The following is a 22,313-nucleotide window of genomic DNA, read 5'->3' as shown; positions in this document are numbered from 1 at the left end:
ATTATCCCCCCTCTTTTCTAGTGATATAGGGTTTAAAGTCATCCGTGTAGGCAACAATCTTACAAACATTCAGGATAATGTCGTTCTGGACTTTCCAGGTATGTGTGTCACTGGCTTCTTTACGTAAATAGACGAAATTCTCTCTGCCAGCAGAGTATACCCGGAATCCTTCCCTCACACAATCCTTACAGAATAATCTGTCAACCTCCTGGGTCTGATTCCGAAACAGAACCTTATTCAATACATGACGTTTGAATACTAATGTCGCACCCCCTACATACTGTTTACCTATACTATCCTGATCGTTTACATATTGATGTTCATTATTCGAATTGAATATAGCCAAAACCTTTCTTTCCGGCAGATATAAGTAAATTGTCGTCTTCCCAATGACTTGTGCATTCGTTTCCATCATTGTAATTAATGATGCCTTCAAGTAATCAGAAGTGTAATAGTCATCATCATCAAAGTTTGCAATCACATCATATTTTGCTTTCTTTACAGCGAAGTTCAGACATTTCCCTAAGGAAGAACCATCGGTCACTTGGAAAACGGAGACGTTTTTATATTTCTTTGCTTCCTTCTCCCATTTCCTCATATCCATTTCTTTCTTGGTCAATACAATGATCAGTTCTTTTTCATCCAACTGCTGCCTTTCATAATTACGGAATACATTTTCAAGACAGGATTCTCTCATCGTACAAGTAATGACTGATACCATATTTCCCCTTCCTGGCAGTAAAAGTTAATTTATCAGGTTAGAGTCAGGAATTCTTTTGAAATGAAAACCAGCTAGTGAAACAAATTCCTTCGCAACCTTCACCGCCTAAAAGATAAAAATTATAACACACTTTAGAATTAAGATATTAGACTTTATTTTATTTGTGCATATGTATACTTTATTATTTGTAGAGGAGATAGTCATAGAGAGGGACGTCATAACAGGTATATCCCTTGAAGCGGAACTTAAATGGAAGGGAATGAGTGAGATTGGTAATTCTATTTAGGAAGGAAAAGCTGTTACTCTCATTTAGATCAAAAAAGGGTTGATCCTTAAGTGCCTGAATCTCTCCGTTACAAACAACATTTTGAAAAAACATCGTCTGGTAGGTTTTCTGCCACTATTCTTTTAGGTCAACCCTTTAATCTTAATTATCTAGCTAAGAGGTGGTAGCCGCTGTCGATATGAAGGATTTCACCAGTTAGTCCTCTGGATAGATCACTCATCAAGTAAAGAGCCGTATCGCCGACTTCTTCTGTGGTTGTGGTGCGCCGAAGTGGAGCCCTTTCCTCGATTTCTTTCAATATACTGTTGAAATCACCTACTCCTTTAGCAGCAAGTGTACGGATAGGACCTGCGGAAATCGCGTTGACTCTTATTCCATCTTTACCTAAATCATTGGCAAGATACTTTACGCTTGCATCAAGAGAAGCTTTGGCAACACCCATGACGTTATAGTTCGATACGACACGCTCACCGCCAAGATACGTCATCGTAACGATCGATCCGCCTTCAGTCATCAGTCCGCGCGCTTCCTTAGCTACAGCTGTGAGTGAGTAAGAGCTGATATTGTGAGCCAAAAGGAACCCGTCTCGCGTCGTGTTCAAATATTCTCCCTTTAGTTCATCAACATTAGCGAATGCGATACAATGGGCCAGTCCATGGATGACTCCGACTTCTTCCTTGATCCGTGCGAAAGCACCTTTGATTTGTTCATCATCTGTAACATCACAGGGAATGACAAGAGAATCCTTCCGATCAAGAGACTCAGCAAGATCACGTACTCCTTTTTCAAAACGTTCACCAGCATACGTGAAAACAAGGCGTGCTCCAGCATTACTCAATGATCGCGCGATTCCCCATGCGATACTCCTCTTATTCGCTACTCCCATGACCACATATGTACGGTTTTCTAATGATAAATTCATGAATGGTCCTCCTTTACATATTTACATTATTGACATTAACGTTTGTTCTTATGACCTAGTCCTAATTAGAGTATAGCAGTCACTCTATAAAAAGAAAAGTGTCGGCACCCTGCTCTTCCATTTGATGGTTCAGCCAGGGCGTCTGACACTCTTATGACTATATTACGATAAAGCATTCCTTAATTCCTGGATGCTTTCTTTGCTTCCTGTCACGATCAGATGATCATGCAGTTGAAGTTCTGTATCTCCGTGAGGGACAATGGATTCATTCCCCCTGAAAATTCGGATGATAATCGCATTTCCCATGAATGGGAAGTTCCGAAGCATCATTCCAACATATTTATTGTTTTGGACGTTCACTTGATATAACCGGTTCTCTTGGCCGATGATCAGTTTCGCGACATCAGGAGTCTCAATCATCGACCTTAGGATGGTCTTAGCGGATAATAGTGATGAAAACACCTCAACGTCTTTTTCTTTCAGTTCAGCGCTTAGCTTTGATGTTTCAATCCTCGTTATGACACGATCGATTCCAGTTTCTTTTGCATAGGATGCGATCTTGGCGTTGATCGTATCGTTACCTGTCGTTACAACCAGTACATCTGTATTGAATACATCGTCTTGAAGCAATCTTTCTATTTCATAATCATCCACTTCGTTCACTTCAAAGTTAGTTCCTATACCTTCCTCAAGCTTTTCTTGTTTCGTATGGTATAGTGTTGTGTTGAACAGGTTCGGATCAAGTTCCAACGGCAGCCTTAATGTCAATTGGTTCGCCCCAATAACGTTGACCTTCTTTGTTTTCGAAGCAACCTGTTTCAAAGGGAATACCTTTTTGAACACGATTGGCGTAACAATACAAGTGATGACAGCAAGCAGGATCAGAGCTGACGACATTTGGTTATCAATGACCCCGATACGCTCCCCGATCTTGGCAGCTGCGACCACTAGAGATAAAGTCGCTGTCAGCAAGAAGCCAGAACCTATGATTGTATTCCAGTCAAACCACTTTTTCAGATACAGGACAGGAACCAGCTTGGAAATCAATAAGGCAATGAACAATAATGGAATCAGAATGACGATCCTCGGATCACTGAATAAAGCCCAGAGGTCCAGCTCTACCCCTACCATAACGAAAAAGATCGGAATCAAGAACCCATACCCGAATGAATCCAATTGTCTTACCATTTCACGGTTAGGTGCTAACAAGGATACAAGCACTCCGGCAAGGAAAGCGCCGAGAATACTTTCTGCTCCGACTTGTTCAGACAACCCGACCAAAAGGATAATCAAGGCGAATACGGCTCTCATTCCAATCTGAACAGTGCCTGTCGACAAGGTTTCAAAAAAGGTGCTCTGTTTAAAGAATTTGCCGATGAAATAGAGAAGAATTCCTGCACAGAATAGCAATAACAACAGCCACATGTTTCCGCCGCCTTCATATAAAGAAACGAAAACCGCCAATAGGATCATCGTCACAAGATCAGCAATGACTGTGACAATCAGGATGATTTGGCCGATTCCTGATTTCATGATCCCGGTTTCTTTCAATGTTGGGACGACAACACCAAGGGATATCGTCGAAATGACAAGGCACATGAAATAGGCATTGCTTGTAAAGTCGAATAACACGAGCAACCATGACAATACAAACGATAGGATCAGAATGAACCCGAACACGATGATTGAAACGAGAAAACGGTTCGGTTCCACCTTCCCTGAAGGTAACGTCACTCGATTTTTATTACTCGAAAATACGCTGAAATCAATTTCCAATCCACTTAAGAACATGAGAAATATAAATCCAAGGCTTGAGAGGATGGTGATCCACTCATCAGGCTGTACTAAATTGAAACCTGTCTTTCCGATGATCAGACCGGCAATGATTTCAGCTACCACCACTGGAATGATCGACAGTCTCAATTTCTTCAATAGGATGGGTGTGAGAAAAGCGGTTAAAATAACGACTATTAATGAAGTAAATGATACATGCTCTTCCATACTTTCCTCCTGTTTCGTTTACGTAAAATAATTGATGAATGTCGAAGCTAAGCCAAAATAGATCAAGACACTGATAATATCATTGATTGTAGTAATGAAAGGACCAGATGCTACTGCTGGATCAATTTTCATTTTGTGCATGAGGAGCGGGATAAGAGCTCCAGCTAGAGTGGCAATGATCAAAGTAAGGAAGATTGACGCACCGACGAGCAATCCTAAATAGATCGAATCTTTCCACAAAAATACGACGATCATGATCACCAACCCACAAGAAGTACCAGTGATTACACCTGTACCTGCTTCCCTCAAAACAAGGCTCCGAACATCTTGTTTATCCGTATCCCCTGTCGCAATCCCTCTTACCGCAACTGCTAACGCTTGAGTCCCTGTATTCCCTGCCATACCAGCGATCAAAGGGATGAATACGGCTAAAATGGCAACTTGATTCAAGGTTTCTTCAAATTGTCCGATCAGACTTGCTGTTATCATGCCGAGAAACAATAATATGATAAGCCAAGGTAATCGTCTTTTTGCTGCCTGCATCGGACTCCGGTCAGCAGAATCCATATCGGAAACTGCAGCTAATTTTGAATAGTCTTCCGAAGCCTCTTCATCGATGACATCGACAATATCATCGACTGTAATAATCCCCAGTAGATGATTTTGAAAATCGACAACCGGCAATGCAAGGAAGTCATAGTCTTTCATCATACGAGCCGCTTCTTCCTGGTCTTCTCCAACAGAAATCGCTACTACGCGTTCATTCATCACGTCGGTTACTAGTGTGTCTTCTTCAGCGATGATCAAGTCCCTTAAGGATATGACCCCGACCAGTTTTTTATTTTCATCAACTACGAATACATAGTAAATCGTTTCCGCATCGGGAGCTTCTTTTCTAAGAATTTGCATCGCCTGAGTCACCGTCTGGTTGGCTCCGATTGCTACGAACTCCGTTGTCATGATACTACCGGCAGTTTTCTCTTCATAATGTAAGAGCTCTTTGATCTCCTGAGCCGCTTCATTATCCATGATCGTCAAGTAGCTGGCTAACTGTTCAGCCTCCAGATCATTCAATACGTCTACGGCGTCATCAGCGTACATGTCCCCAAGCATTTTTGCAGCATAGAAGGGCTCCATTTCAAACAGATAGCTTTTTGTATCTTCAAGATCTATTTTTTCAAATATATCAGCCATTTCTTCTGGTGAAAGGTAACCATAAAGACGCATCCTTTCATTGTCTTCCAAATCTGAGAACAAACGAGTTTGATCGTAAGGGTGCATCTCTAAGAATTTTCCCCTGAAAAGATCGATATCCTCTTTTTTCAAGGCTTCCACCACATGCTTGAATTCGTTATTCAGTTCTTGTTCCATGTCCTTCTCCCCCTCTCAGTTAGGGTGATTCAACCAAGTATAAGCTTCTTTTATCGCTTATTTGACAAAAAATATTTTCCACGACTCACTAATAGTAAAAAAGCGTTCCAAGATTGTCAATTTTAAAAGCGATTAAAGACTCATTTTCAAACTATTTATAGTTCGTTATCATAAAAAATGTTATTATTTTCAATGAACTAGTTTTTTAAGGCAGGGAAAGCTTATGACGAATCCAGAGAGAGAAACTCCATTTCAACAAATTGATTATAACTTACTTTTCATCTTATTTCTTTTAATCTGTTCAAGCTGTATTGCGATATATAGTGCTGTAGGACAATATGAAGGCAACTTCGTTGTGAAGCAGTTAGTCTGGTATGCGGTAGGATTTGGGGCCATTGCGGTCGTCATGATCCTTGATTTTGATCAATTCCTTAAACTGTCTTGGTACATTTATGGATTTGGGATCTTATTATTGCTTGGAATTGTACTGATTCCATTAGTTGACCCGAATGCTGGGACGAAGGAAGCGATCGTTCCCTATATCAACGGTGCTCAAAGTTGGTATAGATATGGAGGAATCGCCTTCCAGCCATCAGAGCTGATGAAGGTGGCGCTCATCATTTCAATTGCCAATGCGATTACACTTCATAACGAAAGATATATCGATAGATCCATACAAGAAGACTTTTTATTGCTTGGAAAGATCATCTTAATTTCGATACCACCAGTATTTTTAGTAATGCTGCAGCCTGACCTTGGAACAACACTCGTCTTTTTTGCAATAATTGCGAGTCTTTTATTAGTTTCCGGCATCAGATGGCGAATTATCCTTCTCCTTTTGCTGATTTCATTGATGGGCATCGGGGGATTAGTTGCCATCTATATGTATAACCCTGAATTATTGATTGAATATATCTTACATGATGAATATCAGTTGAACCGCTTTTATGGATGGCTTCAACCCTATGAATTCGAGCAAGGATTCGGGTTCCAGCTCGTAAAATCTTTATTGGCGATCGGGTCCGGCCAATTATATGGAAAAGGGTTCGGTGAAGGTAATGTCTACTTCCCAGAAGCACAGACAGATTTCATCTTTTCTGTAATTGGTGAGGAGTTTGGGTTCATGGGCACAAGTTTTGTCATCTCCCTGTTCTTCTTATTGATTTATCGAATCATCCATGCTGCTTTAGAAAGCAATGATCCATTTGGAAGTTATTTATGTGCCGGGGTCATCGGTATGATTACATTCCAGGTTTTCCAGAACATTGGAATGGTCATCGGATTACTTCCAATCACCGGGATCCCCCTTCCATTCATCAGTTATGGAGGAAGTTCGATTTTAGCAAGTATGATCGCCATCGGCCTCGTATTAAATGTTCGTTCAAGGACAAGAAAATATATGTTTGACTAAAAAGCACCTTTCTCAAGGTGCTTTTTTCATTTATTTTTGTTATTTTAAAATATACTAATAGGAAGTAGAACGAATTAGGTGGAGTGAGAAAAAGAATGAAGTATGATGTCATCGGAGATATCCATGGTTGTTATAGCGAATTGATCCAGCTGATTGACGAATTGGGCTATAGAAAAGATGAAAACGGGAACCATCTTCCCCCTGATAACCGTCAGCTTGTGTTTCTTGGTGATTTGACTGATCGCGGTCCTGATTCTATAAAAGTAATCCGTCTCGTATATAGATTTGTAATGCAAGGTATCGCGCTCTATTCACCTGGAAACCATTGTGATAAATTGTATCGTTATTTTTTAGGAAGAGATGTACAAATCCGTCATGGTCTTGAAACCACTGTTGCTGAATTCAAGGTATTGCCACAGAGTGAAAAGGCGGAAATTTCAAGCATGTTCAAGGAATTGTTTGAAGAGGCTCCTCTGTATCTCCAGCTTGATGATACCAAGCTGATTGTTGCTCATGCAGGTATTAAGGAGGATTTCATCGGCCACACACATAAACGGGTACGGACCTTTGTTCTATACGGAGATATTACAGGAGAACGACATGATAATGGTATGCCTGTACGTAGAGATTGGGCTCAAAGTTATAAAGGGCAAAGGATCATCGTTTACGGCCATACCCCAGTTTCAAAACCAAGACGCATCGGGAACACGATCAATATCGATACAGGTTGCGTTTTCGGCGGATCCCTCACTGCCTATCGTTATCCAGAGGATCAGACAGTTTCCGTACCTTCTGGAATGCCGTATGTGGAAGAGAAATTCAGGTCGTTTGAAGATTGATGAAGGGGGTCAAAACAGGCGAATACAGACAAAGTAGAGGCCGTTTGAAAAGTGGTCGACTGTTTTATAAGATGGGCATGAATTTGTTTTTACCGGACATCTATTCCGGCACCCATTACAATATATGGTATTTATGGACATTACAGGGCATCCGTTCCGTTATCCGGGTAAAAGGAAGCCGATTTTCAATGTTTTTCAGTTAATAAGGTCTCTGTTGTCCCCTAAAGGTTGTTGTAAAGGCTTTGGGGACATCTCTACTATTATTTTTCCCCTTCATCTATCAAGCGTGACATGTCATCCGGGATTGACGCCTCTATCTCTATCAAATGTTCCAGGAAAGGATGGCCGAATTGCAGAGTTTGACTATGAAGAGCCTGCCTCTTTATAAAGATATCATTGCCTCCATAGAGATCATCTCCCAATAATGGATGCCCGATAGATGACATATGGACCCTGATTTGGTGGGTTCGTCCAGTTTCAAGCTTCAAACGGACCATTGCGTATTCCCCAAAGGATTTTAATACTTCAAAATGCGTTTTCGCATGTTGACCGTCTTCGCGCACACATCGCTCGATGATACTTCCTTCTTTTCTTCCGATTGGCTGTTCAATCATTCCTTGTGTTTTTACAGGAACACCATGACAAAGAGCAATATACGTCCGTTTCATTTCACCGCTTTTTTGCAACCGTGATAACAAGGAATGGCCGTAGCGATGTTTAGCGAACAAAACGATGCCAGACGTATTACGGTCAAGCCGATTGACTGCATGAATCGTAGAATATATGCCTTTTTGCTGATAATAGAACAGTACCGCTTGTGCGAGAGAGTCTGTACTCCGGAACTTTGACGGAATCGTCGGCATCTCAGGAGGTTTGTTCACCGCTAAGAAGTGCTCATCTTCATATATAATCGAAAGCGGGATATTGACTGGGACCATAGATTCGCTGACTTCTTCATTCGGGAAACATACAGTGACCCGATCCCCTTCTTTAAGCGGATATCGGACCGTCACTGGCTTAGCGTTTACAAAAAGAGCGCCACCCGCATACTTGATGTCAGTGAGCGCTTGTCTTGATATGAACTTTTCGCCGAGAAGATACTCTCTTAGAAGCTTTCCGCTGGACGATTTCCCAACAGTCCAAGTGAATTGTAATTGTGTCATGATGCTACGTCTCCTCTAGCAAACACCAATTTAACAAGTCTTATCATTCTTTGACGAATGATTCCCTTACACGCTTCCAGAATGGAAACGGACGGAATCTCGCAAATCTTACCTTTTCTTCAGCAACACGGCATTGGATCGATTTCACTTTTTCATGGAGTAAGAATAGATGGTCGATCGTAATATGGAAATCAACATCATTCACTGGCTTTAACATACATGTATGATGCTGCGGCAAAACGAGTGGGGATCCGACCGTACGGAACACCCGATTGTTGATCGAAGCCATCTCTGCCAACTGGATTGATGGAAGCGAAGGATGGATGATTGCTCCTCCTAAGGCTTTATTATAGGCTGTACTTCCCGAAGGTGTAGAGATACACAACCCATCGCCTCTGAATGTTTCAAATTCCTCTCCTTTAATTTCTACATTCATGACGAGGGACCCCTCAACACTTTTGACCGTACACTCATTCATCGCTAAATACCGGCTTTCTTTATCTTCGTCTAGATAACGTACCGTCACCTCAAGAAGAGGATATTCGACGATTTGGAAAGGTGTCTTCGCAATATGGATGACAAGCTTTTCTACCTCACTTGGCGTCCAATCGGCATAAAATCCAAGATGTCCTGTATGCACTCCTACGAATGCAGTCTGATCGACGCGTTCAATATAGTGATGGAAAGCGTGAAGGAGTGTTCCATCGCCTCCAATGGAGATGACAATATCCGGCTCTTCCTCATTCCATACCAGATCAAAGTCTTGCAGATAAGATTTGATCCGCTTTTCAAGTTTAGCTGATTTCTCGTCACCTTTTGAGATTATCGAAAAATTCATTGAACATCGCTTCCTTACCTTCAAAATTCCTACTCTATGTATATCACCGTTGTTCTTTTTGCTCGAATATTTTCTGGGCTTCTTGTATTTCCCCTTTTATAAGGGACATTTCCTCGTCCAAGCGGAACGCTGCTTCGGCAGCTCGTTGTAATCGTTGTTGGATATTTGTCGGGATCGCACCAGCATATTTATAATTTAAAGAATGTTCAATTGTCGCCCAGAAGTTCATGGCAAGGGTCCGGATTTGTATTTCCACTAAGATTTTCTTTTCGCCGTTTACGGTTTGGACTGGATATGAAATGACGACGTGGAAGGAACGATATCCGCTTGGTTTTTTATGATTGACATAGTCCCTCTCTTCGATCACTTCTAGATCCTTCCGTTTCTTAAGCATGTTGATGACTGTACTAATATCATCTACAAACTGGCACATGATCCTGATACCAGCGATGTCTTGGATTTCAGTTTCGATATCATCGAGTGAAATGTTCTTACGCTTTGTCTTATCTAAAATGCTTGCCACAGGTTTAACCCTTCCTGTCACAAATTCAATCGGGGAGTGTTTATTTTCGATGATATATTGTTCACGGACCCCCTTAAATTTCACCTTCAGTTCTTCGACTGATTGTTTATAAGGGTTCAAGAATACATCCCATTCCATCTAACCACCACCGAATCTATTTTTTCGGAAGCTCTTTATGTCATCCGTTTATTGGTTGGAAGATCTCCTCAACGCTAGTCATCATTTCGTTTCCGTAATTTGCATTGCCAGAAATGTTTTCGATAAGATACTCCAATTCCCCTTTAATTCCTTTCAAAAGGATCGGTTCATGGTTAGACAATTTCAAAATTGCATCTTTCTCATTTGTGATGACCGTTTTCAAGTCAGTCCAACTCTCTTTTGGAAAAGATACGTAGATGAAGCTATCTGGAGTTTCTAAGATATAGATGAAAGATAAAGAATCAGAATCGACCAATACTTGCTCTGAAGGTTCTAATGCAACCTCTCCTGCAATATTTTCACTGTTGCATACAAACTCTACCTTATCTTCAAAAATTTCACTTGATGTAACTTCTAATCTTGTAGTCATTATGATCCTCCTAAAAATGAATCGATATATATCCTTTACTGTTTAAAGTTCAAGTAGTCAACGAATTAGACATTGGAAATTCGCCGTTTACCGTTTGTTGACTTGGTTGAACCCTTTTTAAGTGTACCATATTTTAATTAGTATATTAAAATTGTAGCCATATTCCAGTTGTGAGATAATGACACGAAAACAATGTTCGTATGAGGTGATCCATATATGAAACAAGAAATTGAAATCGAACTGAAGAATCTAGTCACTGAGGAAGAATTCAAGGAGCTGACCTCCGCCTTTTCAATTACAGACGACTCTTATACAAAACAAACCAACTATTACTTTGATACGGATACATTTACGTTAAAAGAAAAGGGGTGCGCCCTCCGTATCCGGCAGAAAAAGGACACCTATACATTTACACTGAAACGTCCCCATAAAGATGGATTGATGGAATCACATGAAAACCTCAGTGAGGAAAATGCTCTACGACTAATAAATGGTGATTCGGTTACATCTAGCGATATGCTTCAGTTTCTTGAAGAAACATTCGGAATCGAGTCTGGCCAATTATGTTGTTTAGGTTCACTCGTCACAACAAGAGCTGAGCAAACGTATAAGTCTGGATTGCTTGTGTTCGATCACTCCGTTTATCTCGGAACGGAAGATTTCGAGTTGGAATTTGAAGTCAGTGAACGAAAACAAGGTGAAAAAGAATTCTGGCACCTCCTTGAAACGTATGACATCCCTCAGCGGAAGACTGCAAATAAGATCGAACGCTTTTTTAATCGGAGGCTCACTTAAAGTTCATTGTTGGTATATGCGAAATTCACTCCCTTTCCGCGGGCTTAAGCGCGGCAAGGTATAACCTCGAACCTAAATTGATTGAAGCGGTCATCAAACAAGAATCGAACTTCAATGCTTTAAGTACAAGCCCTGCAGGAGCGATGGGACTGATGCAGCTGATGCCTAAAATCGCGGAAGGTCTTGGTGTCAGGAATCCGTATAATCCTGAAGAAAACATCATGGGTGGCGCCAAATATTTAAGACAGATGTTGGATCGTTATGATGGTAATATCCAAAATGCACTAGCGGCTTATAATGCAGGACCAGGGAATGTCGATCGATACAATGGAATTCCGCCGTTTACCGAAACAAAAAATTACGTCAGCAAAGTAATGTCCACCTACCAACGGGTCTGACGCAAAGGAAAATATCCATAATCATTAGTAGAAACTCATCTTTTTATGAGTTTCTTTTATTTTTCCTTAATTCCAGTAATCCCAATACAAGTTCAAATGAACTGAAAATCAGATTGTTTGCCGAAACAATCTTGGCATTGCTAAAATAAGTAATAACTTCTTGGAAAGTAGAATGTGTGATTACACTTTTTATTTATGGTACAAAATAAGGTAGGTAACAACTTATGAATTCAAATAATGTTTCGCCGTTTGAGGCGATCGGCGGCCAGGAGATGGTTGAAAAGCTTGTCGAGGCATTCTATCCTCGTGTACAAGCCCATCCAGAGCTTGCCCCTATTTTTCCCGATGATTTAACTGAAACCATGCGTAAGCAAAAACAATTTCTGAGTCAGTTTTTAGGGGGACCACCACTATATACTGAAGAACATGGGCATCCAATGTTACGCGCTAGACATATGCCGTTCCCGATTACAAGACGTCGAGCCGAGGCCTGGCTTTCATGTATGAAAGAAGCTATGGATGAAGTCAACCTGGAAAGTCCCTATAAAGAACAAATCTACAGCCGTTTGACGATGACGGCCTATCATATGGTTAACAATCCTGAATAAGAGCGATAGAAAGGAGAATAACCATTGGCTAAACATAAGACTGAATTACCTAACGCTGACAATCCGATCCAATGCGAGTGTGAACTGCCAACTTCGTATAAGAACCGCCCTATTGAAATATACTCGTTCGTCGATCCCTTATGTCCTGAATGCTGGGGTTTAGAACCTGTCATAAAAAAGTTGCAGATCGAATTCGGCAATCACATCCGACTGAGACATTTAATGGGCGGAACGCTTGATTACTGGAATTCTTCTTTTCAAAAACGTAAGGGCTTTTCGTCAAAAGAAGATGTTGCCAAGAGATGGGAGATCACCGCTAATCGATCCGGAATGTCTTGTGATGGTGATGTATGGTATGAAGACCCTATCCAAACTCCTTATATCGCTTCGATTGCTGTAAAAGCTGCTGAATTGCAGGGTAAATCCAACGGTGTACGCTTCTTGAGAAAGTTAAGAGAAGAATTGTTCTTGCAAAAGCAGAACATCACGAAGTTGGACGTATTAATAGGTTGTGCTGATGAAGCCGGTTTGGATGTAGAAGAATTTAAAAAAGATCTTCAATCAGAAAGTGCAGTCAAAGCCTTCCAATGTGACGTGAAGACAACTCAAGAAATGGAAGTCAATCAACTGCCCTCTCTCGTCTTTTTCAGTGATACTTCAGATGAGGGAATTAAAATAACAGGAATGTACTCATACGAGATCTACGTTCATATCTTAGAAGAACTGCTTGGAGAGTTACCGAGAAAGTGTCCTCCACCACCGTTGGAGTATTTTCTTAAGAAATATAGATTCGTGGCTACAAAAGAAATTTCCGAAGTTTATAACCTGACTGAACGCGATGTAGAAAAACATCTTAAGAAACTTGTATTACAGCAAAAAGTCGAACGGGTGCCAGTAAAGCATGGTACCTTCTGGAGATATAATGGCGGGGCTGACTCATAAGTCAGGCCCTTTTTCTCTATGAACCAAGCCTTCAATCGATCATCTTCCTCTATCCAGCCGCCAGGGATGACATAATAGATTATCCCTTTTATACGTTGATCAGTGCAATCTGCCCTGACTGTAGAATGATAATTCTGCTGCTATCTCTCAAAATTCAATCTCTTTTTTATTTCAAAAATAGCATGTTTCCTTCTTGTTTTCATAAACTGTTAACGAAAGGAGATTGCTATTATGCAAATTGGTATATTGATTGGCATCATTAGTGTCATTATCAGTTTCGTACTAGTCGTGTTCGGTTTCCTTAATATATTTCCCTTATACATTGCTACCCCTATGCTTTTTGTATCAGTCCTCTTCATTCTTGTCCGAATAAACAGTAGAAACCGTTTTAAAGGGTTCAAAATTTAAACGGGCTGACATCTCAGCCAGCCCGAATTTGTTTATTCAGTTTCGAAGAGCAATTCTTCCATTTCACTCAATACGGATTCGAAAACAGAAAGCGCTTCTTCAATCGGTTTGCTGCTCGTCATATCCACGCCAGTCTTCTTCAAGACTTCAATCGGATAATCGGAACTTCCCGCTTGCAAGAACTCCAGATATCTTTCAACTGCAGGTGCTCCCTCTTCCAGGATCTGTTTAGAAAGTGAAGCCGCCGCACTGAAACCTGTTGCATACTGATAAACATAGTAGTTGTAATAGAAGTGAGGGATACGTGCCCACTCAAGGCCGATTTCCTCATCAATGACGATATCTTCACCAAAGTACTTTTGATTAAGCTCATAGTATAACTTTGTGAACAGGTCAGGTGTCAAAGCTTCTCCAGATGCTACACGTTCATGGATCATCTGCTCGAATTCAGCAAACATGGTCTGGCGGAAGACGGTTCCTCTGAACCCTTCAAGGTGGTGGTTTAATAAATACAACTTTTTCTTTTTGTCTTCTGTATTTTTGAGCATATAATCATTAAGCAAAGCTTCATTACAAGTCGATGCCACTTCAGCAACGAAAATCGAATAGTTCGCATATGGATATGGCTGTGTCTCACGCGTATAGTAGCTATGGACAGAGTGACCGATTTCGTGTGTAAGGGTAAATAGGTTGTTTACATTGTCTTGCCAGTTCATCAGGATATAAGGCATGGTCCCGTATGCTCCTGATGAATAGGCACCACTGCGCTTTCCTACGTTTTCCCGAACATCAACCCAGCGCTTCTCATAACCTTCACGGACGATATTGACGTATTCTTCACCCATCGGAGCAAGACTCTTCAGGACAAGTTCCTTCGCCTCATCGTAAGGAATCTCCATTTTCACATCTTTTACGATCGGTGTATAAAGGTCATACATATGAAGCTCATCCAAGCCTAGTGATTTCTTGCGTAATTTTATATATCGGTGTAACAGATGTAGGTTGTCGTTAACCGTCTTCACAAGATTGTCATAGACCGTTTCAGGTATGTTATTCGCATCCAGAGCCGCCTGACGTGCAGAATCATACCTTCTTACTCTGGCATTGAAATTATCTCTCTTTACCGTTCCGCTCAACGTGCTTGCAAATGTATTTTTGAACTTGTCATATGTCCCATACATCGCTTTGAAAGCATTCTTACGGACCTCTTGGTCATCACTTTCCAGGAAGCGGATATAACGCCCATGAGTAAGTTCTACGTCTTCCCCATTTTCATCTTTTACAGTCGGGAACTTGAGATCTGCGTTATTCAGCATACCGAACGTATTACTCGCATTGTTGGTCACTTCACTTACACCTGCAAGAAGCGCTTCCTCTTTTTGAGATAATACATGTGGTCTGCTCCTGTTGATCTCATCCAAGAAATGCTCGTACAGCTTCAGATCATCATTTTCCTCTACAAATGATTTGATCTGGCTCTCCTCTAAGGTTAAGATTTCCGGAACGATATACGATAGGTGACTGCTCGTTTCAGTTGCTAGTGTCCCTATCCGATCATTCAAGCCTTGATAGAAGGAATTCGTTGTATCTTGGTCATTTCTCATATGGGCATATGTATACAACTTTCCTAGCCGCTTTGTGATTTCATCCTGAAGCTGCAAGGCTTCATAAAGTGTTGCTGAGGATTCTCCAAGTTTTCCTTGATACTGATCGATTTGCGGAATCAATTCTTTTACTTGTTTGAATTCTTGCTCCCATACATCATCAGTTTCGAAAATATCTTCTAAATCCCAGGTATCTTCAACCGGTATTTCATCTCTTTTTGGTAATGACATTACTGCTTGCTCTGCCATATCAAATCCTCCTTATCTCCTTAAACAGTATTACTGGATCAGGGATTCTCTTCCTTATCGAAAAACATTCCCTACATCTGTATAAAGTTCTAGGGATAGCTCTGATTTCCTTTCTTTCTCTCCTAGGTTTTTCAGATAATCCCATATTATTTATATTTTAAAATATTCCTTCATCCTTTGTCTCACTTCAGTCATCGATTCGGGATAATCGAGTCCCTTTTCTTTTGAAAAATGATTCACATCGATTCTTTTCAATATCCCAAACCTGCCACTGCAAGTAATCCATTAGTGCATAAGATATATGGCTATTCTGATTTGAAAGTGTGGATCGTGTTTTAATTTTATAAAAAAAACTTGATAGTGGAAATGAATGTTCGGTAGACCTCACGAAATTGGAATGAAGCGCCGATTGGGAGCGGCTGAAGAATCTCCATTAGGAAACATGTTTGCCATACATAGGCAGGAGAATGGAACCAGAAGAGGTGTTTGGAAGGAATAACCGCTTCGATTGGAAAAAGACTGATCGATACTCCTTTATTCAGCAGGTGCTTTTTCATCATGATCACTGCAGGGTCTTTGTTTACATGCAGATAGAGACGCGTGGTTATGACTTTTTCAATCCACTCTTTATAAAAATTTTTGAAAACAGGCGATTTAAGTTCGTTCATGTAAAATGGAAAATGAGTATGTTTCAGTGGAATCGATTGGTTTGCGGCAAGGACTGTTCTAGAGGAGTACGGGATGATGGAATGAAGAAAAGTGAAGGAAGAAGGAAGCGGGCAAAAATAAATGAGATATGGAGAAAAGCTGCAGTCAGTGTTGAAGCGAAGAGATTGAAATGCGAGTTCATCCAATCTATAAAAATTAGAGTTCTTGATTCGGGTAAGCCTTTTAGCACCTAAAATCCATAGAGGATCCATATTTGCTTTACGGTAAGAGCAGGTTCGTTTGGCGAAAGCCTCGGTCGGGATTGTGGAACATTGAAATTCGAAGGCAGTTGACAGGTTGGGGAGGAATAGATCTGGACGTTGCTTCATATGAGGGAAATACCTTTCCATTTCCGGGGTGAAGCTTTTGGACGGATAACCATCGGTATAACTGTCTTTTCCCTAACAAATGGTAGGTCGATTCTGGTTCGGTTTCCACCCTGCATGAAGCATCTTTCAGATGGGAAAAGTGCCAGATACGTTTCGTACCAAGTTTCAGGGTAACGTTATTTTTACATACAGGACATTGAAAAGTGTTCAGGGTTCTGATCCTTTCCAAGTCGGGCTTTTTCCAGTCCTCGGCCAGATTGATGCACTGCCCGCTGCTGGAAGTCGCTAACAGCATTGAATGACCTCAATTTTGTGAATTTTTATACCTGAATAAATTTCTATATAAAAAAACAGAACCCTTCTCTGTTGAGAAAGATTCTTGAAAATCATCAAAGCAATGGAGACAGCAGCCTTGATGTTGATTCGATGATTTTATAGTAAAAGGCCCGTTTGTTGAAAGCCTCGTAAATGATCGGTGTCGAATCCTCGAGGTCCTGAATATAGTCATCAACAAGCCTCAATGTGCTCTTCGTCCGATACAGGAATGCGTTCACTTCAAAATTCAGATGGAAGCTCCGCATATCCATATTCGCTGTTCCGATTGAGGCAAGTTCATTATCGACAATGATGATCTTGCTGTGCAAAAAACCCTTCCGATATTCATAAATCTTAACACCAGCTTCGAGAAGACTTGGAAAATACGATCTGGATGCATGAAACGGCAGCTTCTTATCAGGTTTTGCAGGGAATAACAATCGGACATCGATTCCACTTAATGCAGCAACCCTCAACGCATTCAAAATATCCTCATCGGGTATGAAATAAGGTGACGTAATCCAGATCGACTTCTTGGCGGAGATGATCATCGAGAAAAATAGTTTTTTTATAATGTCCCACTGGTGGTCAGGACCCCCGGCAATCATCTGTACCCCGCCATACACCGTGCCGCCCGGAATTTCAGGCGATAAATAATTAGGTTCCAACAAGGTTTCCCCTGTCATTGAATACCAATCCTGCAGGAAAATGATCTGCAAGCTTCTTACCGCCTCCCCCTTTACCATCAGATGGGTATCACGCCAGTACCCGTAATTAGGATTCAAGCCTAAGTACTCATCCCCGATATTGAGACCACCGACGAACCCGACATTCCCATCAATCACAACGATCTTCCGATGGTTACGATAGTTGATTTTGTTATTGAACAAAGGGAGTTTAACGGGTAAAAAAGGAACTGCTTGAACACCAGCCTTACGGAGCTGATTGATGTAATCGCGGGACAGGTTCCAGCTTCCTACTGAATCATATAAAAAACGGACTTCGACCCCCTCTCGGGCTTTTTCCATAAGGATCGATTGAATCTGTTTTCCAATATTATCATGCCGAACGATGTAATACTCCATATGTATGTGTTCTTTTGCATTCCGCAAAGCTTCAAGAATACAAGTATAGGTTTCTTTTCCGTTTGTGAGGATCTTTGTATCTGTATTGAAGGAAATCGGGCTTTTCCCTAGCCTTTGGGCAAGCTGGAACAAGAGCCGTTGATGATCCCCCATCATTTTCATCTGGTCATCATTGATCGCACGGTTCTGTTCAAATCGTGAAAAAGCCTCTTCATCGGTAAGGGCTTTTTGATCAAACATTTTCTTTTTACGGTAATTCCGGCCGAACATCATATAGAAAAAGAAGCCTACCAATGGAAAAGCAGCGAGGACGACGAACCAGGTCAACGTTTGAGACGGATGGCGGTTCTCCAAAAAGATGACAATACCGATGAATAATGCTGAAACTGAAAAAAAGATACTCAATGCACCAAGAATCCAATTGGCCCCAAGAATCCAATTTTCCAAGTATGGCTTCGAAATGATGAATACACTTATTAGGATTGCTAAAAACATCATAAGCTGCAATGTCTTTTTTAACATGATTTCATCCCTCTGAATACATAATGGCTTTTTGAAATTAAATAATAAGCATTCCCAGATCTAAAGCTGAATGGATGGCTGAACCCTAATTTGTTCGATATAGGAAAGGATATGAAAAGGAAAACGCCGATATTCATGACGAAGATCGGCGCTCCACTATTTCTTAGGAAAATACTCGTTCAATTGTTCGAGTGCATTCTCTGAAAGAATCACTTTTCCATATTCTTCGATCCGATGGACTGTAAGATCCGTTTCATCACCGTATTCGAGCAATCTGCTCAACACATCATCCTGCTCAGATTCACTGAACGTATCATAGAAAGTAACGTACAAATAGTACTTATTTTCATAATGATGAAGGGTGTCTTCAAATGACTCTGAATTAATATTGTGACTTAATGAGATGACATCCTCAATGTCATCAAAACGGATCATGAAGGATAAGTAATCTTCACCATCGTCCTCTTCCGAAGGGTCTTCGTTATCTACATGCGAATTGAATTGATGGTCAAGCATCTTTTCAATATTGTCATCTACTGGTATATCGACCTGCTTGTCATCCGAGATTGGAAGCTCCAATTTCGAACCGTCTTGTGATAAAGAAGCTCGTGTGACCAGAATTTCAAGGCCTTTATCCAACGCTTGGACTTGAATCCAAAGCGGACCTTCTAATGAAAATTGTTCCTGTTGATGCGCTTCATCCATCATCTCCCAGAACAGCTCTTCTCCTCGCTCACGGTTTTGCCAAATCTCTTCTTTATCAAATCCTCTTGTCTCTATATCGCTATAAGTTATAAAAAACTTAATGGTATACTCATTTACACGTTCTATTTCCATGGTGTTTCTCTCCCTTCGATCCAGATTGCTCACCTGGAAGAGATTTTGAACCCCTGTACGCTAAAGATAATTGTCTTTCGTATAGTGTTCCCGATTTGTGTGCTGCTGAATCCATAATAAAATGTTGGAGTTTCTTGTACTTCTATTCTATGATAAATAGGTGAGGAATGAAATAAAAATGCATGACCATTTTTACTTTCTTGCCATAAATAGGCCGATAACCGATAGTGCCTGGCTTGACGCTATTGCTGAACTATCTTATAATTTCAACGTTCAATTTCATGTACATAACTATTTTGATTGATTGTACGTGGATTATCAGCCAACGTCAAGTGTTTTCATTATAGAAAGGGGCTTACTTTTTTGTTTGAATCAGAATTCATCATTGCACTTTTATCAATTATTGCCATCGATATCGTACTGGGCGGTGATAATGCAATCGTCATTGCGTTGGCCAGCCGTAATTTACCCGTACACCAGCGGAATAAAGCGATTTTATTAGGTACAGGCTTAGCGATTGCAGTAAGGGTTTTACTAACTATTGTTGCCGTGTACTTATTAAAAATACCATACCTGATGCTGATTGGCGGAGTCCTGCTTGTTTACATCGCCTATAACTTGTTAGCTGAAGATAGTGGTGGGGCAGATATCAAGGCCGGCACGACTTTAAGAGAGGCGGTCAAAACGATTGTCGTGGCAGACATCGTCATGGGGCTTGATAATGTACTTGCCATCGCAGGGGCAGCTCACGGAAACATTTTATTGGTAATCATCGGATTGCTTGTTTCGGTTCCGATCATTATTTGGGGAAGTAAGTTGATTCTTCATTTTATGGAACGTTTTCCGGCACTCGTTTACATCGGTTCTGGAATTCTCGCTTTTACAGCAGCCAAAATGATCATTGAAGAAAGAATCATCCACAATTGGATCGGCCACAGCGAATTCATGGTCTTCTTATTATACCTATTCATAATCGGCGGCGTACTTTTTACAGGCTGGTTGACAAAACAGATGAAAACCCGCGAAAGCATGAATTAAATCTAGAAGGGCTTACCTGTACTGGCAGGTGGGTCTTTTTTTATGGGAGGAGTTATTCTTGTATGATTTTATCTGGACAAAGAGAGGTGAGGTCATAAGTACGGTATCGGTTATTACCATGGTGCTTGATGTTTAACTTTTGTAATAGGTAATTAGCAGTTTAAACAGATTTTATATGTAGGTATTTCCGTAATTGTTGGTTGGTAATGGTGGGTTGAATTAAGAGGCAGTAATCACGCAGGGTATCTATGTGGGCATTTTTTGAATTGGTTTTGCATTCGAGGCAAATCCATTTCCCATAAACTCTTTCCATTGGGATTATGTAACATCGTGGACACTGTACTCCAGTTATTAGCTCATCCCTTGATATTTGAAGATGTTTAAGCAAATCAGGGTTAAGGGGGATATGTTGTTTGATCAGAAGATTCCTTAGTTTAGTGAGATTTATAATTGAGAGAAATTCTTTTTTATGGAGTTCTTTGAGGTTTCTAATTGTATTTCTGAGGACGTCCTTCCTTATCAATTTTTTTGTAAGGAGGCTATTGTTATTTGTAGGTACTATTTTACATTTATCATTTGTTATGACTACATAAGAGTAAATGGGAATATTACTGGGGAATTCATGCCGATCCAACCATTCTTGGAATTGAAATAATTGATTATCCAATTGTTGTATCGGATCTTTGTGCATCACTTCTTTGCTTTCAAATTGCTGAATAAGTTGAGTATGATCGGTATCAAAAATTAGTGTACCTGATAAATTTTTCACTTCTAAAATAAGAATAAAATTAGGGTTAATTAAGAGAGTATCGATCTGGAAGTAGAATTTCCCGCTTGATAAACGGATTCCATTGAAAAAGGTATATTCTTTCTCATTTATGAAACTCAAATAGTAATCTAATGATCGCTCTCCCCTTTCCCCAGCAGTACTTATTGATAACCAACTTTCTGCTTACGCTTTTGCCGGATGACTAGGAGGGATTCTTCTTAATATTGCTTCCAGCTTTTTGCTTTTATGAGATTTAAAATAGATTTTTTGCGCCAAAAAATCACACCTTTCTTATTTGTAATCTTTCCTTCTACATTTAAAGTGTGAATCCCTTCAAAGTATAGCCTGTTCGTGGTTCGAAGAGACTTTTCCTAACCTTTGGGTGTCTATTCCTAACTCCTATGGTCCAATTCCTAACTATCTGTATTTATTTTGCAACATAGTTAAATCTACCCACTCCTGACACGCAAAAATTCCCACCAAAAACAAAAAAAGACTGTTGCCCACTGGCAGCAGTCTTTTTTATTATTAGTTGACCATTTTTTGAGCTTCGAGCAGTTGGAATGTACGTACTTTACGTGGTAGGAAGCGACGGATTTCATCTTCGTTGTATCCTACTTGCAGACGTTTTTCATCAATCAAAATCGGCCGACGCAATAATCCAGGATTTTCGCTCATCAGCTCGAACAAATCTTGCAGTGGCATTGTCTCAAGGTTGACATTCAACTCTTGGAACGTTTTTGAACGCTTAGAAATGATTTCGTCAGTACCTTCCTCTGTCATTCGCAAAATCTCTTTAAGCTCATTGATTGACAATGGCTCAGAAAAGATATTACGCTCTTGGAAAGGAATTTCGTGTTCTTCCAACCATGCTCTAGCCTTTCTGCATGATGTGCAGCTTGGAGAAGTATATAATGTAACCATAAGGATCGTCTCCTTTCAGGATTTAAAAAATCATATTTATAAGAAGTCTTACTTTAAAAAGATTATTAATCATATTTCATATTATACAACAATTTCTATGTGGATGATAGGGTATAAATGGATTTCCTTCAGAAACTGT

At 40.4% G+C, this 22,313-nt stretch carries 22 protein-coding genes and 1 pseudogene; 8 read left to right on the top strand and 15 right to left on the bottom strand.

All coding sequences use genetic code 11. The features are described from left to right. Window position 1: 1 nt before the first annotated feature. From ACJROX_RS10675 to mgtE, 4 genes are all read right to left on the bottom strand, one after another. Window positions 2-721, bottom strand: a complete 720-nt coding sequence (locus tag ACJROX_RS10675; RefSeq protein WP_408010741.1) for a glycosyltransferase — start codon at window positions 719-721, stop codon at window positions 2-4. A gap of 431 nt (window positions 722-1,152) precedes the next feature. Further along, on the bottom strand, window positions 1,153-1,929 hold the full coding sequence (fabI, locus tag ACJROX_RS10670) for an enoyl-ACP reductase FabI (protein ID WP_408010739.1): 777 nt from the start codon (window positions 1,927-1,929) through the stop codon (window positions 1,153-1,155). A gap of 162 nt (window positions 1,930-2,091) precedes the next feature. Beyond that, window positions 2,092-3,930 (bottom strand): monovalent cation:proton antiporter family protein, encoded by a 1,839-nt coding sequence (locus tag ACJROX_RS10665; RefSeq protein WP_408010738.1) that lies wholly within the window; start codon window positions 3,928-3,930, stop codon window positions 2,092-2,094. An 18-nt stretch (window positions 3,931-3,948) separates the two neighbouring features. Continuing rightward, window positions 3,949-5,301, bottom strand: a complete 1,353-nt coding sequence (gene mgtE / locus ACJROX_RS10660; RefSeq protein WP_408010737.1) for a magnesium transporter — start codon at window positions 5,299-5,301, stop codon at window positions 3,949-3,951. Window positions 5,302-5,524: 223 nt separating this feature from the next. Between mgtE and ACJROX_RS10655 the strand changes: the two genes are divergently transcribed. The 3 genes from ACJROX_RS10655 (at window position 5,525) to ACJROX_RS10645 (ending at window position 7,754) form a co-directional block, all read left to right on the top strand. Further along, window positions 5,525-6,712, top strand: coding sequence for an FtsW/RodA/SpoVE family cell cycle protein (locus tag ACJROX_RS10655; protein ID WP_408010736.1), 1,188 nt, complete (start codon window positions 5,525-5,527; stop codon window positions 6,710-6,712). 95 nt (window positions 6,713-6,807) lie between these two features. Continuing rightward, window positions 6,808-7,551, top strand: a complete 744-nt coding sequence (prpE, locus tag ACJROX_RS10650) for a bis(5'-nucleosyl)-tetraphosphatase PrpE (protein WP_408010735.1) — start codon at window positions 6,808-6,810, stop codon at window positions 7,549-7,551. Beyond that, on the top strand, window positions 7,551-7,754 hold the full coding sequence (locus ACJROX_RS10645) for a hypothetical protein (protein ID WP_408010734.1): 204 nt from the start codon (window positions 7,551-7,553) through the stop codon (window positions 7,752-7,754). The genes prpE and ACJROX_RS10645 overlap by 1 nt, the downstream gene beginning before the upstream one ends. Before the next feature lie 57 nt (window positions 7,755-7,811). Here the strand turns inward: ACJROX_RS10645 and ACJROX_RS10640 are convergent, their stop codons facing one another. The 4 genes from ACJROX_RS10640 to ACJROX_RS10625 are packed head-to-tail and all read right to left on the bottom strand — an operon-like array spanning window position 7,812 to window position 10,643. Further along, entirely contained in the window at window positions 7,812-8,714 is a 903-nt protein-coding gene (locus tag ACJROX_RS10640; protein ID WP_408010732.1) for an RluA family pseudouridine synthase, read from the bottom strand. Window positions 8,715-8,757: 43 nt separating this feature from the next. Beyond that, window positions 8,758-9,552, bottom strand: coding sequence for an NAD kinase (locus tag ACJROX_RS10635; protein WP_408010731.1), 795 nt, complete (start codon window positions 9,550-9,552; stop codon window positions 8,758-8,760). A 43-nt stretch (window positions 9,553-9,595) separates the two neighbouring features. Further along, complete coding sequence (locus ACJROX_RS10630) at window positions 9,596-10,213, bottom strand: GTP pyrophosphokinase family protein (protein WP_408010730.1); 618 nt, start codon at window positions 10,211-10,213, stop codon at window positions 9,596-9,598. A 40-nt stretch (window positions 10,214-10,253) separates the two neighbouring features. After that, on the bottom strand, window positions 10,254-10,643 hold the full coding sequence (locus tag ACJROX_RS10625) for a hypothetical protein (RefSeq protein WP_408010729.1): 390 nt from the start codon (window positions 10,641-10,643) through the stop codon (window positions 10,254-10,256). Between the two features lie 216 nt (window positions 10,644-10,859). Between ACJROX_RS10625 and ACJROX_RS10620 the strand changes: the two genes are divergently transcribed. The 4 genes and pseudogenes from ACJROX_RS10620 to ACJROX_RS10605 all read left to right on the top strand — a co-directional run bounded on the left by ACJROX_RS10620 (window position 10,860) and on the right by ACJROX_RS10605 (window position 13,386). After that, window positions 10,860-11,438 (top strand): CYTH domain-containing protein, encoded by a 579-nt coding sequence (locus tag ACJROX_RS10620; RefSeq protein ID WP_408010728.1) that lies wholly within the window; start codon window positions 10,860-10,862, stop codon window positions 11,436-11,438. A 59-nt stretch (window positions 11,439-11,497) separates the two neighbouring features. Then, window positions 11,498-11,836 (top strand): annotated as a pseudogene (locus ACJROX_RS10615) (lytic transglycosylase domain-containing protein); the annotation flags it as partial. A 224-nt stretch (window positions 11,837-12,060) separates the two neighbouring features. Continuing rightward, window positions 12,061-12,444, top strand: coding sequence for a globin (locus ACJROX_RS10610; RefSeq protein WP_408010727.1), 384 nt, complete (start codon window positions 12,061-12,063; stop codon window positions 12,442-12,444). Window positions 12,445-12,510: 66 nt separating this feature from the next. Next, complete coding sequence (locus ACJROX_RS10605; protein ID WP_408011629.1) at window positions 12,511-13,386, top strand: ClpXP adapter SpxH family protein; 876 nt, start codon at window positions 12,511-12,513, stop codon at window positions 13,384-13,386. 440 nt (window positions 13,387-13,826) lie between these two features. On the opposite strand, the gene pepF is transcribed toward ACJROX_RS10605, so the two are convergent. The 5 genes from pepF to mecA all read right to left on the bottom strand — a co-directional run bounded on the left by pepF (window position 13,827) and on the right by mecA (window position 19,443). Then, complete coding sequence (gene pepF, locus ACJROX_RS10600; RefSeq protein ID WP_408010726.1) at window positions 13,827-15,647, bottom strand: oligoendopeptidase F; 1,821 nt, start codon at window positions 15,645-15,647, stop codon at window positions 13,827-13,829. A gap of 341 nt (window positions 15,648-15,988) precedes the next feature. After that, a complete protein-coding gene (locus ACJROX_RS10595; RefSeq protein ID WP_408010725.1) occupies window positions 15,989-16,684 on the bottom strand; it encodes a competence protein CoiA family protein in 696 nt (231 codons plus the stop codon). Beyond that, window positions 16,575-16,979, bottom strand: coding sequence for a competence protein CoiA family protein (locus tag ACJROX_RS10590; RefSeq protein WP_408010724.1), 405 nt, complete (start codon window positions 16,977-16,979; stop codon window positions 16,575-16,577). The genes ACJROX_RS10595 and ACJROX_RS10590 overlap by 110 nt, the downstream gene beginning before the upstream one ends. Before the next feature lie 94 nt (window positions 16,980-17,073). Then, complete coding sequence (gene cls / locus ACJROX_RS10585) at window positions 17,074-18,606, bottom strand: cardiolipin synthase (RefSeq protein WP_408010723.1); 1,533 nt, start codon at window positions 18,604-18,606, stop codon at window positions 17,074-17,076. A 156-nt stretch (window positions 18,607-18,762) separates the two neighbouring features. Next, window positions 18,763-19,443 (bottom strand): adaptor protein MecA, encoded by a 681-nt coding sequence (gene mecA / locus ACJROX_RS10580; RefSeq protein ID WP_408010722.1) that lies wholly within the window; start codon window positions 19,441-19,443, stop codon window positions 18,763-18,765. 363 nt (window positions 19,444-19,806) lie between these two features. Here mecA and ACJROX_RS10575 point away from each other — a divergent pair, with 363 nt between their 5' ends. Beyond that, window positions 19,807-20,481 (top strand): TerC family protein, encoded by a 675-nt coding sequence (locus tag ACJROX_RS10575; RefSeq protein WP_408010721.1) that lies wholly within the window; start codon window positions 19,807-19,809, stop codon window positions 20,479-20,481. A gap of 160 nt (window positions 20,482-20,641) precedes the next feature. On the opposite strand, the gene ACJROX_RS10570 is transcribed toward ACJROX_RS10575, so the two are convergent. After that, on the bottom strand, window positions 20,642-21,415 hold the full coding sequence (locus tag ACJROX_RS10570) for a nuclease-related domain-containing protein (RefSeq protein WP_408011628.1): 774 nt from the start codon (window positions 21,413-21,415) through the stop codon (window positions 20,642-20,644). Between the two features lie 363 nt (window positions 21,416-21,778). After that, window positions 21,779-22,174 (bottom strand): transcriptional regulator SpxA, encoded by a 396-nt coding sequence (spxA, locus tag ACJROX_RS10565; protein WP_221563850.1) that lies wholly within the window; start codon window positions 22,172-22,174, stop codon window positions 21,779-21,781. Between the last annotated feature and the right edge of the window lie 139 nt (window positions 22,175-22,313).

It is taken from the genome of Pseudalkalibacillus sp. A8 (genome assembly GCF_045920555.1).
Taxonomy (GTDB): domain Bacteria; phylum Bacillota; class Bacilli; order Bacillales; family Fictibacillaceae; genus Pseudalkalibacillus.
The sequence above is the reverse complement of the archived record's forward strand: the minus strand, read 5'-3'. Positions and strand labels throughout refer to the sequence as shown.